Origin of the sequence: Clostridium sp. JN-9 (assembly GCF_004103695.1) — a bacterium.
Taxonomy (GTDB): Bacteria; Bacillota; Clostridia; order Clostridiales; family Clostridiaceae; genus JN-9.
In genome coordinates, this window is sequence record NZ_CP035280.1 from 2,935,638 (window position 1) to 2,950,548 (window position 14,911).

Genomic DNA, 14,911 nt, shown 5'->3' on the forward strand with positions numbered 1-14,911 from the left:
TCTTTTTATGTAAAACGCTTGTCACTAATTTTCCTAAAAAATATCCACACACCTGCATTGATAATATGCTTGTGTGTGGGTATTTTATTTACTTTTAAAAATTCTATTAAAAAAACCAGGTCTGGATACCATAAATCCAAGCCTGGTTCTACTTTTTCTTCTTTCCCTTTTCCTTCCCTTTGTGCTGTTTTAAATATGGCTCCGAGGTATTAACCTGATTAGCTGCATTGTTGTCCTTGGTTATGCTGCTGTCATTATTTGTAGCTTTATCCTTTGAAGGCTGCTTTGTATCTTCTCCCTGCTGCACACTATTAATTGTATTATCAGTTTTTGGAGCATCTACAGTGGTATTGTCATTATATTTAGGCACATTGCCATAAAAGTGATACAGCATTGTTAAAACAATAGCCGTTAACATGGCAGATACAAGTATATTTCTTATTAAACCATGACTGTTTTTTTTAGCTTCTTGTTTTATGGAAGCTTCATTAATTACCACAGTCTTCTCAATATCTAAATTGTTTTGGCATTTTGCAATTTCATATTCTAATTCACTTATAGATTCATATCTTTCATTAATATTGCTTTTAACACATCTCTGTATTATTGATTTCAAATTATCATTTACATTATTATAATTTTCATCATTGAAGGGTTCTGTATCCTCCAATGCCGCCTTTCCATTAACCATATAATACATAACCATACCTATTCCAAATATATCCGTTTGTTTACAACTCCTGCCTGCACCTTTCTGTTCAGGTGCAGCATATCCAATTGACCCTAGTGCTGCAGTATCATTATATTTATTAGTTTTATCAATCTTTGAAATTCCAAAATCCACAAGCATAATATTTCCGCTGTGATTTATCATAATATTTGATGGCTTTAAATCTCTGTAAATAATGGAAGGGTTCATATTATGCAGATAACCGACAATATTACATATCTTTAATGTTATACTGCATATCTCTTCTGCTGCCAGTTTTTCTTTCTTTTGAACATATTCTTTTAATGTTTGTCCTTCTATGTAATCCTCAACCATGTATAAATTATCATCTTTATAAAATATATCTACAATCCTTGGAATACCCGGATAATTTAATTCTTTCAGAATATTAGGCTCAGTTAAAATATCTATATTAAAACCATTATCCTTTTTTATTTCTTTTATGGCCCACATATTTTCAAGGTTAATATTTTTACATAAATAAACTGTTCCCATGCCGCCTTTACCCAATATTTTTATTACTTCATATTTATTATCCAAAATATATCCTTTTTGCAGCATAATCCACCTCTATAAAAAACTTATACTAATTAATATACGTTTTTTATATACATATTCAGGGGGTTATTATATAGAAAAATATCCACATTAATACATAAAAATAATGCACAAATGTGGATATAAACAATTATCATAACTTCTGAACTGTCTTCATATATTTAACAATAAGCTTGTCCAAGTATTCACTTATGAGCAGCTTCTCCTTGTCATTTTCATCACTTTCAGATGTACAGCTTACTTCATTAAGGATATCCCTTATTTGATTTATGTTTTCCTTTAGCTCTGATAATTCAATATTCTTTATATAAAGCTGCAGTTTATTTTCATTAGATTCCCTAGATGATAATAAACCCTTCTTCACTTTCTCCTTGGATATTGCATTTTTATCACAATCCTCAACATATTTGTCATTTATTGCGGTAATTAAATTTTCTAAATTAGCCTTTCCCCTGCTATTTTGACTGGATATGCTATTATTTTCAGAGATAATCTTTATAATTTCTGCCACATAAATTTTATTTTCAAAATTAACAGGAGCAGCAGTAATTAAAAATACTTTCCCATCAGTGCTGTACTCTACCTTTGTAAAAGTATCATTATACTTATACGCTCTCATAGAAATGCAGTTTTTACAGAAGGAATCCTTTTTAAAAATATTGTAACACACAGCATCCTTGTGTTTTAAATTTTCTCCTTCTATAAATTTTACTTTTTTATTTATTGGGTCAACTACTCTTATCATATCGTACATATTTTTGAATATAGATAATCTTTCCTTAATGTCACTTATTATATCCATATTATTCACACCAATTCAATATATTTTTATACTTTGAGAAAAACTTTACATTTTTCCAAAGTAAAATGTAAAGTTTTTCATTGAAAGTATTAGGCTAACAAAATTATACATTAAATCCAAGAAAATTTCCATCACTTTATTAGTAATAATCATTGGCATGAAGTAATTAAATATTATATTTCTGGCTTTACACCATCTACTGCTGGTAATTTATTCAGTAAATACTTTTCAGCCTCTTGGCACCAAAGTCCTCCGTTTCTCTTAACTATTCCTGCTAATTCAGCAAACAAAGGATCATTTTTTCCCTTTTCTTCAAAGTCATCAATAGCTGTAAGCTCCATATCAATATTGGTATATATAAGCTTTTTGCCGCCAGGTAGTTTTGGTAAATTCAGTGTAGCTTCAGCAGCACTGTTTAACCCTCCAATATGTGTTATCATAACTGCAGGATTTATACTACCTGCTTCTGTCATTTTAAGACTCTCAATTAGATCATTAGTATTTCCCCCTGTAGTCCCAATTACATGAGTTGATCCATAGTGAACATTATAGTAATTTAATTCACCTGAGAACTTTTTATCTGTTGGACCTGCAAAGAAGTTTAAGCACCCGTCTCTTGCAAGTATTTTATCAGCTTGTTCCACTACAGGCTTTACTGGTGCAAAAACATACACATCATTAAAACCTGTGCCCTCAGATATTTCCCTTAGATATGCCGGAACATCTTCTATATCTTTTGTATTTACAAATACAATTTTAACCCCTTTTTCTTTGGTCTTTTCCTCTGTAAATATGCTTTTAGCTTTTGCAATCCTAGCATCATCTATATCAGTTACAACCAATAATGAAGGTCTTCTGTCACAATTTATGATATATTCAATTGCTCCAAGTCCCATTGGGCCTGTGGCTGCCAATAAAGCCATTTTCCCGCCTTTTACGATTCCCATATCATGAACATAGGATCCCATTTTTGTGTGAAAACTTGCATGAAAGCCTCCGATTATACATGACATTGGTTCTGCCAAAGATGCTTCATAATAGGCCTCTCCATTATAGTTTATAAGACATCCAAGCTCCATAACTTCATGAGGAATAATTATATAAGTTGCATCTCCTCCGAAATATTTATATGAATATCCTGGTGAATCCATACTTCCCTTATAATTTAAAGCCGGCTGCTGTGCAAATTTCTGCCCCTCTTTGAACTGGTCCTTCCACTTTGCCCCAACTTTTACTATATTGCCTGCAAACTCATGTCCAACAATTACAGGATTTTTATCAACATCTTTAGGCACTCTCTTATGGTCAGGTCCTTGAATAGCTGCCTTATAAGTTGACATGCATATACTGTCTGATATTACCTTAACTAATATCTCATCATCTTTTATTTCAGGAAGTTCAAACTCCTCCAGTCTTAAATCATTCTTTCCATATAGTCTAACTGCTCTTGTTTTCATAATATACAGCTCCTTTGTATTATAAATTTATATATTCATATTTAACTTGTTTTTCAAAGCTTAATACAGTTTCAAGGTCCGCAGCCTGAGTGCCTGATGTAGTTACATTTGCTGTACCGCATGCCACGGAAAGCTTTATGGACTTTTCAAAATCATAGTTTTTATCTATTGCCACAGCCAATGCAGCTACCATGGAGTCTCCTGCTCCCACAGTGCTTTGAACCTGTACCTTTATTCCACTCACAGAAACTGCAGCATCTTTCTTTATAAAAAGTGCTCCATGAGCTCCTAAAGAAATTACTATAATTTTGATACCATATTTAAATAGTTCCCTGGAAAGTCTTACTGCTTCTTCTTTAGTGCTTATATTTTGCGAGAAAAACTCTTCCAGCTCGTGAATATTTGGTTTTATTAAATATGGGCCAGCCTTTATTCCCTGCTTAAAAAGCTCTCCATCTGCATCTAATATAGTTTTCGCACCATTTTTTTTAGCCTCTTTTATCCAATCCATGTATATATTCCTGCTTACATTTTTAGGTATGCTTCCTGAAAATACTACAACAGAATTCTCATTTAGCCCTTTACAGAATTCTTTATTTACCTTGTGAAGATCCTCCTCTGAAACTAAGGGTCCGCATTCATTTATATCTGTATTTGTATGATTTATTTTGTCAACTATTTTTGTATTGGTTCTTGTATCTCCTTTTGTTATTATAAAGTGGTTTTCAATATTTTCTGAATCCAGATATTCTTTTATAAAGCTTCCACTTTTCCCTGAAAGTATTCCAACAGCTCTGCTGCTACTGCCAAGGCTCTTAATAACCTTAGATACATTAATTCCTTTTCCACCTGCATCAAGTCTTACGGAACTAACTCTATTAACTGTTCCAATTTGAAAATTATCAATTTCAATGGTCTTATCAACTGCAGGATTTAATGTAACAGTTGTAATCATTTTATTACTCCTTACTCTTCTAAAATTATTTTAATTATCTCCTGTTTATCTTTGGATTTTATAAGCTTCTTTACATTTTCCTCATACTGGCATGTAATAGCTATCTTGGATAGTATGGACATATGATCGTCATTTTTACCTGCTATACCAATAACTAAGTAAGCTGTATTCCCCTCACCGAAATCCACTCCACGGGGATATTGAGCAATGACAATTCCTGAGTGCTTAATGTATTTAACATATTCATTCATTCCATGAGGGATAGCTATGCCATTTCCTATATATGTTGTTATATCCTGCTCCCTTTTCATCATTCCTTTTATATAGCCTTCTTCAACATAACCATTTTCCACAAGCATCCTTCCAACCCTTTTAATTGCCTCATCTTTTGTCTCACTGTTAACATTTAATAATATATTCTTATCACAAAGAACCTCTGGCTCCATTTAAATGTCCTCCTCATTAAGAATTTTTACTATTGACCTTCTTATATCTTTAATATCTCCTAGCCTTAAATTATCAGTAAAGTCCTTTTTTTCAATTAAGGATATACTTATTTTCCCCATTTGCTCCAGTATATAAGGATTTTCTGTTTTCCTTGCAAGCAAAACAATAAAGGTTTTCACATTTTCATCTGAAAAGCCTACACTCTTTAATCTCATGGAATCCTTTAACCTATATACCCCAACAAATGGGCTTATTACAGAATCGGATCTGGTATGAAGAAGTGCCACAGATGAATTTGGAATTACTACACTTCCTGCTTTTTCCCTGTTTAGTATAAGTTCCTCCACTTCCTCTTTATTGCTTATTATATTTTCATCATAAACGCTTTCAGAAATGAATCCAATCATTTCTTTAAATGATTTGGTATCTATGGTTTTTAGCTGCAGACTCTTCAGCATATTATTTATCATCTCATATTTTTCTTCTTCTGAACCATTATTATTTTCAGCTTTATATAGGGATGTAATCTTATTAAATGAACTCTGATTTCTCTTATGCTGTTCCAGGTAATGGTTAATATTATCAATATCATTCTGCTTAAGAAAAGGAGAAACAATTATAATATTATCCTTAGGATTTTTTCCTGTATCAATATTCACTGTGGAAAGCACAATATCATATTCATCATTGCTGCTGCACCAATCCTTAATGGATTTAATTGCAACTCTGTCAATGCTGGGTATTGCTGATTTAACCTTGTTTAAAAGTATTCTTGCTGTTCCAATGCCATTTGGGCAGATAATCAGTGCAGAAAATTTATTGGTTAAACTTCCTGTGCGTTCTATGGCTGCACCCACATGCATTGTAATAAAGCCAATTTCATCTTCAGGCATTGTAATGTTATATTTTGAAAATACCAGCCTGCAGGCATTATTTACCACACTAAACAAACTTCCGTAATATTTTTTTATTTCATCAACTAAAGGGTTCTTAACCTGTATTCCCATTTTAATTCTATATAAAGCAGGGTTGAAATGCTGAGAAAGTCCCATAATTAACTGCTCATCACAGTTAATTTTAATATTCAGCCTTTTTTCTACTTCATACAGAACTTCTTTGGATAATTCCTCTAGGGACATTCCAAGTTCCGCAAATTTTCCATCTGATTTATATATATATTTGTTTCCTAAAAGCTGTATTGCAATATATACAAGCTCACTATCAGGTATATCTATATTTAAAGAAATTAAATAGTCTTTTATTTTCTTTGTAAAAGAAAACTCATTGGATGATAGTACGTCATGTATTAAATAATCAGGCAGGCTTATTGGTGAACCAAGCTTTACTTTTTTTAATGACAGCATAATGTGAATCAGCGAACTGAAATAAGCCATGTCATCCATCTTTACCATGTCATTGCTGACAATTTCTAATATATCTTTTGAAATATTAATAAGTTCCTTATGAAAAAACATATTAAAGAAAGCATGTATTGCAGGATCCTGCTTGTCTTCATATACATAAGCAAGCAGTTCATCTATGGGCTTATATTCATATAATAGTTCTAAAAATGTGTTTCTTTTTACCCATTCTGAGCCTATTACGATAAGTCCATATCCTCTCTTTCTTTCAAGGCTTAAATATCTCACTGCAAGCCACTGCTGAATTTTATCTACATAAAGACTTATAGTTCCCTCCACCACATTAAGCTGATAGCTGAAATAAGCAGATTTTATGGGTTCCTCTGAAAGGAGAAGCTGTGCAGTAATAAGCAGCATTCTTTGCTCTTGAGATACCAGCCACTGCATGGGTATTCCTCCCAATGAATGTTTTAGATTATTTAACTTTCCTGTTTTCCCATTAATATTTAAATTTGAGTTGTTTTCCTTTATTGCTATGCCATCATGTTTCAATACAATATTAATAGCAGCTATTTCTCTTGATATAGTTCTGTTGCTGACATGAATCTGCCTGGAAAGATCCTTTATATTTAAAGGACCTTTATCCAATATGGCATTTAAAATAAACCTTTGTCTGGCAGTTAATTCATTCATATATTCACCCGCCATTTACAATATTATTTTTTTAAAGTTTTAATATATTCATCGTAAACTTTGTTGTCCAGAAAATTTTTTATCGTAATAATTTTTGCATTTGGGCATGACTGTGAAGCTCTTTCAGCAAGGCTTTCCTGTGTAAATACTACCTCAGCATCCTTTGGTATTTCACTAACTGCTGAGTGTTTTACATTTATTTTTAACCCTGCGTCATTAATTTTCTTTTTAAGTATAGATTCTCCCATTGCAGATGAACCCATACCTGCATCACAAGCAAATACTATTAAAGCTGGTGCTTCTGCTGACATTTCAACCTTTTGTCCTTTACTTTCTGCTTTCATTCCCTGTACTAATGTTTTTGCACTGTCAAAGGTAGAATCATCTTCAGCTGCATTACTACTCTTTACTATTATGGATCCTATTAAGAAGGAAACTACAGCGCCTACTAATATTCCTAATAATACAGGTGTAAGGCCGCCTTTTGGACTCATTGCTATTTCTGCAAATATACTTCCTGGTGAAGGAGAAGCAACAAGGCCTGCCCCAGTGATTACGAAAGTTAAATCAGCTGCCATTCCTCCGCCGATTACTGCTAAAAGAAGCACTGGATTCATTAAAACATAAGGGAAATATATTTCGTGAATTCCACCTAGAAATTGAATGATTATTGCTCCTGGCGCTGATTGCTTTGCATTTCCCTTACCATACATCCAGTATGCAAGAAGTATCCCAAGTCCTGGTCCTGGATTTGACTCCAGTAAGAAGAAAATTGATTTTCCAACTTCTTTAACCTGTGCTATACCAAGAGGGTCAAATATTCCATGATTAATTGCGTTGTTTAAAAATAATATCTTACCTGGTTCAACAAATATTGCTATAAGAGGAAGTAACTTTGCGTTTGTTACCCATTGAGCTGCATTTCCAAGTGCCACTGAAAATGAATTAACAACAGGTCCTATTACTGAATAGGCAATTATTGCTAAGATTCCTCCTAAGATACCCGATGAAAAGTTATTTACAAGCATCTCAAATCCTGTTGCTATTTTGCCGTCAATAAGCTTGTCAAACTTTTTAATACAATATCCTCCTAGTGGTCCCATAATCATTGCTCCTAAGAACATTGGTATGGAAGAACCAATAATAACTCCCATAGTTGCTATGGCTCCCACTACACCACCCCTGGTACCATATACAAGTTTACCCCCTGTATATCCTATAAGTACTGGAAGCAGGTAGGAAATCATTGGGCCAACAAGTTTGCCAAGATATTCATTTGGTAACCAGCCAGTAGGTATAAATAATGCCGTTATAAGTCCCCATGCAATAAATGCTCCAATGTTTGGCATAACCATTCCAGAAAGAAATGCGCCAAATTTTTGAAGCTTGGCTTTACCGCTTGAACCTCCTTTTGTATTGGAATTGGTTTTACTTGAAATCTCCATATAACATACCTCCTTGTCTTGATACTTATAATATATTTCATGGTAAACGTTTTTACAACACTCACTACTTCAATGCTGACAGCATCTATCAGTGACAATTTTGAGATTTGGCATGCCCCTAGGATTCATAAGCTTCTTTATGTGCAAAAAAATAGAGAAGATCAGTAATCTCTAATCTTCTCTATTATTAAATAAATATCTTAATTTCTTTGTTTTTGCATACTTAACTTATTGCATAAATATAATGCTGCTTTGCTGCATATTAATCCCAAAACTATACCCGCTGCCACATCTGTAGGGTAATGTACATATAAATACAGTCTTGAAAATGCTATAATTGATGCCATAGAATAAAACTCAAGAGCATAATCCTTAAAATACTTTGCTAACACTCCTGCAGCTGCAAATGATGATGCAGCATGACCTGAAGGGAAGGAAAAAGATAAAGGCTCTGCAATTAACAGCTTCATAGAAGGTACATGTGTGAAAGGTCTGGATCGCTGAACTAAATGCTTTAATATTCCTTCTCCTAAAATTGCACTGAATAGTAATGCTATTAAAGTAATAAAACCAGCCTTTCTGTATTTTTTACTTATTAATAAAATTATTCCTATAACGATCCATATAAATCCGCCGTTTCCTAATGAAGACATAATAACCATAAACTTATCCATAATTGGCCCCTGCATATAATCCTTAATATAAATAAGAATTGAATTATCTAATCCTTGTACTGATGATATTATTGCATTCAATGTAATCGTCCTTTCATTTTACAATCTCTTTTAAACAAAGCTGACTATTATATTATGTGTTTTCATATATATTATCACTATATTAAATTAAAATTCCATTAAAATAAGCAGATTTAAAAAAAAATCGTCATTTCGACGATTTTTCCAAAGATATAGTTATATATTAGATATCTTTAACATTCATAACTCTCATAGAATTTAAAACTGCAATTAATGTTACTCCTACATCTGCAAATACAGCTTCCCACATTGTAGCTATACCAACTGCACCTAATATAAGGACTATAGCTTTAACTGTTAATGCAAATATAATATTCTGCCATACAATTTTCTTGGTTCTTTTAGCTATATTTATAGCACTTACAATCTTTGAAGGCTCATCATTCATTATAACTATGTCTGCAGCCTCAATTGCAGCATCTGAACCAAGCCCTCCCATTGCAATGCCTATGTCAGCCCTTGCAAGTACAGGAGCATCATTTATTCCATCACCTACAAATGCAAGTTTCCCGATGGATGATATTTGTTTATCAAGCTGCTCTAGTCTTTCAACTTTCTGATCTGGTAAAAGCTCTGCATAGACTTCATTCAGTCCTAATTCTTTTGCAACCTTTTCCCCAACCTGCCTGCTGTCACCTGTAAGCATAACTGTTTTTTTAATCCCAATTCTCTTAAGTTTGGAGATTGCTTCCCTGGAGTCATCTTTAATCTCATCTGATATTAATATATATCCTGCATACTTTTTATCTAAGGCTACATGAACTACTGTTCCAGCTTCGTCTACATTACTAAATTCAATGTTGTCCCTATTCATCAGTTTCACATTTCCTGCAAGAACTTCTTTTCCACTAACATTAGCCTTTATTCCATAACCTGATATTTCCTCATAATCACTTATGTTATCTTTATTAATTTCCTTGTTGTATTCATTTAAAATAGATGCTGCAATAGGATGATTTGAATAGCTTTCTGCATATGAAGCATACTTTAACAGTTCATCTTTTGTTATTCCGTTTTCATTGCTTATTTTTGTTACTTTAAATACACCCTTTGTTAATGTTCCAGTTTTGTCAAATACAATTGTTTCAACATTGTTTAGTGCTTCTAAATAGTTACTTCCCTTAACCAAAATTCCATTTTTTGATGCACCTCCAATGCCCCCAAAGAAACTGAGAGGAACTGATATAACTAATGCACAGGGGCATGATACCACTAAAAACACCAAAGCTCTGTATAACCAGTTAGAAAATTCAGCACCTGGAATTATAAGTGGAGGTATAACTGCCAGAAAAGCAGCAGCAAAAACAACAGCTGGAGTGTAGTATCTTGCAAATTTAGTTATAAAGTTTTCAGTTGGAGCCTTTCTGCTTGTGGCATTTTGCACCAGATCTAATATTTTGGCTACTGTTGATTCCCCAAATTCTTTAGTAACTTCAATTGTTAAAACACCATTTGTATTGATAAATCCTGCAAGTACATCATTTCCTGCCTGAACTTCTCTTGGAACTGATTCCCCTGTTAATGCAGATGTGTTAACCATGGATCTGCCTTCAAGTATTCTTCCATCCAATGGTATCTTCTCACCTGGTTTAACAATAATTCTATCCCCAATTCTGGCATCATCCGGATCTATCCTTTTTTCTTCATTACCAGCAATAAGGTTTGCATAATCAGGCCTTATATCCATTAAGGATGAAATTGATTTTCTTGAACTGTTTACGGCAGCGTCCTGAAAATATTCTCCTATCTCATAGAACAGCATTACTGCAACTCCCTCTGGAAATTGTTTTATTGAAAATGCGCCAATTGTTGCTATAGTCATTAAGAAATTTTCATCAAAGACCTGGCCTCTTGCTATATTTTTAATTGCCTTTATTACAACTTCTCCGCCAACTAAAATATAACTTGTAAGGTAAATTGTAAGTTCTGTCCAGAATGAAAATTTAAATATCAATCCTATAGCAAACAGTGCAGCACCTATACCAAGTCTTATAATTTCATTCCTGTTTGATTCATTCTTTTCTTCATCCTCTAATGATTTCACATTCTTTTTGGTATTTTTCGCAGAACTTTCATCAGGCTCTATTATCTTAACATCTGGCTCAATTGTATCTATAATTTTTTTAGCCTTATTTATTATCTCCTCTGACTTGTCAGCATCACTTATTTCAATGGTGATTGTCTTATTTGCGAAATTCATGGAAGCCTGTTTTACACCCTCAAGAGCATTTATCTTAGCTTCTATTTTTGCTGCACAATTTGCGCAATCCAGTCCATCTAATATAAGCTTTTTCATTAATACCGACTCCATAAAATCCCTTCCCCTCTATTTATTGATAATAAATGTTTAAATTTTATATATTCAATTTATGAACATATGAATAGGCATTCATATGTTATGATATAATTATATGCCTTTTGTTATTAAAAATCAACTATAGAGTCAATATTTGAAAATTAAAAAACAGGCCGTATATTATTAATATAAGCCTGTTTTCATTTTATTCAATATCATATTTTTTTATATACCATACTTTTACTATTTGAGTTAACACTACATAACACAATAATGTAAGTGCTAACAGTAAATAATATAATGCAGGTAATTTAGTAAACCCAAATGCACTTGCAAGTGGTGAATTAACTAATATTACACCAAAAATCACTATCAATAATGAAGTTATCATAAGAGGATTACTTGCCCTGCTTTGAATAAATGGTATTTTATTTGTTCTTATTACATGTATTATTAATGTCTGTGTAAACAGCGATTCAAGAAACCAGCCTGTTTGGAACAATGCTGGATTATTCCAGGCATTAAATATAAATAACATCATAAGATAAGTGGTGTAATCAAATATAGAACTAATTGGCCCTATATGAATAATAAAGCGCTTTATTTCATCAACTGCCCACTTTCTCGGTATTGATATCCATTCATCATCTACTGAATCTGTAGGTATAGTAGTCTGTGATATATCATACAATAAATTATTAGTTAAAACCTGTATTGGCATCATTGGTAAAAAAGGTACAAATATACTTGCCCCAAGCACACTGAACATGTTGCCAAAATTAGAACTTGCAGTCATTTTAATATACTTAACTATATTTCCAAATACTCTTCTTCCTTCAAGTACACCTTCTTCAAGTACAAGCAGATTGTTTTCAAGAAGTATAATGTCTGAAGACTCTTTTGCAATATCAACAGCTGTGTCAACTGAAACTCCTACATCTGCTGCTTTAAGTGCCGGAGCATCATTGATACCATCTCCCATAAAACCAACTACATGTTCTCTGCTTTGCAGTGCTTTTATTATTCGTTCTTTGTGCATTGGTGAAAGTTTAGCAAAAACAGAAGTTTTCTCTGCTGCCTTACTTAATTCTTCATCGGACATCATATCTATCTCATTGCCTAGAAGTATTTTATCTACAGGTAAATTAACTTCCTGACAAATCTTCTTGGTTACTGTTTCATTATCTCCTGTAAGAACTTTCACATCCACATTATATTTATGGAATTTGGAAATGGCCTCTGCTGAAGTATCCTTTGGCGGATCAAGGAATGCCAAAAATCCAAGTAATGTTAATCCGCTTTCATCTGATACAGCATATTCTTTTTTATTTTTATCAAATATCTTATATGCTACTGCAATAACCCTGTAACCTTCAGCATTTAAATTCCATATCATATTTTCAATTTTATCTGTCATTCTGCCCATAAAAGGTTCTGTACCTTCTTTAGTTTCATATACATTACATAAACTTAATACTTCCTCTACAGCACCTTTACAAATTAATACATGCTCCATTCTTTTGTTTTCTACAACAACTGACATTCTTTTTCTTATAAAATCAAATGGAATTTCATCTATTTTATCATATTTCTTCTCAATATTAAAATAATCTTCTTCCTCATCTTTATGAGCAAGAATAGCAGTATCCATAACATTTCTTAATCCTGTTTGATAAAAGCTATTGATAAACCCATACTTTAAAACCCTTTTCGAGTCATTACCATAGATATTTAGATATTTTTCAAGAATAACTTTACCACAAGTAATGGTGCCTGTCTTATCTGTACAAAGCACATCCATTGCTCCAAAATTTTGTATGGCATTTAATTTCTTTACTATTACATTCTTTTTTGCCATAGTCATGGCACCTTTAGTTAAATTTACTGTAACAATCATAGGAAGCATCTCTGGAGTAAGACCTACTGCTACTGCAATACCAAATAAAAAAGCCTCAAACCAATTTCCTTTAGTTAAACCATTAATAAGAAATACCAGTGGTGCCATAACAAATATGAATTTAATCATTAGCCATGTATACTGGTTTACACCTTTATCAAAACTAGTCATTGGTCTTTCAGCAGTTAATTTACTGCTTAATTGACCAAAGTAAGTCTTCTTACCTGTAGTCAGCGCAACAGCAATGGCAGTGCCGCTTTCTACGTTAGTACCCATAAAACATAAGTTAGGGTTCTCCAGTTCACTTTCCCAATGACCGTCTACAACATTTTTCTCTACTGGAAGTGACTCTCCAGTAAGAGATGATTGATTTACAAACAAATCCTTGGATACTACAAGCTGTATATCCGCTGGTATCATATCACCTGATGCCAAATGAATAATGTCACCTGGTACAATCAGTCTTAGGGGAATTTCTTTTTGCATTCCATCTCTTATTACAGTGGCAGTAGTGCTTACCATTGATCTTAATTCTTCAGCAGAATTATCTGCTCTTACTTCCTGCACAAACTTTAATACTACCCCAAGTATAATCATTATTACCATTACTACTGCTGCACTTGTATCTCCAGTAATATATGATATTACTGCAAGTACAGCCAGTAAAATAACTAAGGGGTTCTTTAAGTTTGATAATAATTTCTTAATTATGGAGTTGTTTGTACCTTCTCCTATTTCATTATATCCATACTTATCAATTCTTTCCTCTGCTTCTTGTTCAGATAATCCATTAATAGTAGTATCTAAATTTTTTAAAATAGTTTCAATAAATTTATTTTCAATTGAATTTACTAGCTTTTTTAATACCATAACAGCCACCTCACTTTTACTAAATTCTTCATATAACCAATTTAATACTTTATCTGTTATGCTATATACTTTGCAAAAAAAGCAATAACAGAGTAAGGATTAAGAAACTGCTTTTTAATCCCATTAATTGGCTATTAATTACAAGATATCTTTGCTGATTTTAGTAAATAAACAGTGAAGACATTGAAAACTTCCAATAAAAGAAAGGCGTATAGAAAAGGTTATTTAAATATTCATAACTACAATTTTAGATGGGACTCTTCTATGAAAAGAATGTCATCTAAGATAGTATATATTTTATTCCTCTTGCAAAATAAGCCTTTGTCTTCACAGTTCATACTACCGGCTCCAGCATCCATCCTTTTCACCTCCGAAAATTCAAAATAAAAAACCTCCGTCAAAACCTGAGCATGACGAAGGCATAAAAAGCAATGCTTTCTCGTTCAAGTTTTGGCTCTGCAAGGCAATGAAGCTGCATTAGATTAAGCCTTCTTTGTTCGGCAAAATCTGCTGACCAGTTCAAAGTGTTTCCACTCTTTTTCGGCAGCAACCCGTATCCTTGTAGTAACCTCACCTACCGAGGTTTATTCAATTTACAATATTATTTTATGCTCATCATCCAGAAATGTCAACACATTTTTAATT

Annotated in this window: 10 protein-coding genes and 1 riboswitch; all 10 genes read right to left on the reverse strand. The window is 32.8% G+C overall.

Annotated elements, in window-relative coordinates:
- Nucleotides 1-148 precede the first annotated feature (148 nt).
- Entirely contained in the window at nucleotides 149-1,291 is a 1,143-nt protein-coding gene (locus EQM05_RS14065; protein ID WP_128750636.1) for a serine/threonine-protein kinase, read from the reverse strand.
- A 130-nt stretch (nucleotides 1,292-1,421) separates the two neighbouring features.
- On the reverse strand, nucleotides 1,422-2,090 hold the full coding sequence (locus EQM05_RS16300; protein ID WP_243108080.1) for a hypothetical protein: 669 nt from the start codon (nucleotides 2,088-2,090) through the stop codon (nucleotides 1,422-1,424).
- 173 nt (nucleotides 2,091-2,263) lie between these two features.
- Entirely contained in the window at nucleotides 2,264-3,547 is a 1,284-nt protein-coding gene (locus tag EQM05_RS14075; protein ID WP_128750638.1) for a zinc-binding dehydrogenase, read from the reverse strand.
- A 19-nt stretch (nucleotides 3,548-3,566) separates the two neighbouring features.
- The gene (gene pfkB / locus EQM05_RS14080; protein ID WP_128750640.1) at nucleotides 3,567-4,502 is read right to left on the reverse strand and encodes a 1-phosphofructokinase; all 936 of its coding nucleotides are present in this window, start codon (nucleotides 4,500-4,502) and stop codon (nucleotides 3,567-3,569) included.
- An 11-nt stretch (nucleotides 4,503-4,513) separates the two neighbouring features.
- Nucleotides 4,514-4,948 carry a PTS sugar transporter subunit IIA gene (locus EQM05_RS14085; protein WP_128750641.1) on the reverse strand — a complete coding sequence of 145 codons (435 nt, stop codon included), beginning with the start codon at nucleotides 4,946-4,948 and terminating at the stop codon, nucleotides 4,514-4,516.
- Nucleotides 4,949-7,003 (reverse strand): BglG family transcription antiterminator, encoded by a 2,055-nt coding sequence (locus EQM05_RS14090; protein WP_128750643.1) that lies wholly within the window; start codon nucleotides 7,001-7,003, stop codon nucleotides 4,949-4,951.
- Between the two features lie 23 nt (nucleotides 7,004-7,026).
- Nucleotides 7,027-8,448, reverse strand: a complete 1,422-nt coding sequence (locus EQM05_RS14095) for a PTS mannitol transporter subunit IICBA (RefSeq protein WP_128750645.1) — start codon at nucleotides 8,446-8,448, stop codon at nucleotides 7,027-7,029.
- Nucleotides 8,449-8,648: 200 nt separating this feature from the next.
- Nucleotides 8,649-9,194 carry a phosphatase PAP2 family protein gene (locus EQM05_RS14100; RefSeq protein WP_243108178.1) on the reverse strand — a complete coding sequence of 182 codons (546 nt, stop codon included), beginning with the start codon at nucleotides 9,192-9,194 and terminating at the stop codon, nucleotides 8,649-8,651.
- Nucleotides 9,195-9,366: 172 nt separating this feature from the next.
- Complete coding sequence (locus EQM05_RS14105; RefSeq protein WP_128750647.1) at nucleotides 9,367-11,514, reverse strand: heavy metal translocating P-type ATPase; 2,148 nt, start codon at nucleotides 11,512-11,514, stop codon at nucleotides 9,367-9,369.
- 190 nt (nucleotides 11,515-11,704) lie between these two features.
- Nucleotides 11,705-14,266 (reverse strand): magnesium-translocating P-type ATPase, encoded by a 2,562-nt coding sequence (mgtA, locus tag EQM05_RS14110; protein ID WP_128750649.1) that lies wholly within the window; start codon nucleotides 14,264-14,266, stop codon nucleotides 11,705-11,707.
- Between the two features lie 427 nt (nucleotides 14,267-14,693).
- A riboswitch (M-box (ykoK) riboswitch) is annotated at nucleotides 14,694-14,855 on the reverse strand.
- Between the last annotated feature and the right edge of the window lie 56 nt (nucleotides 14,856-14,911).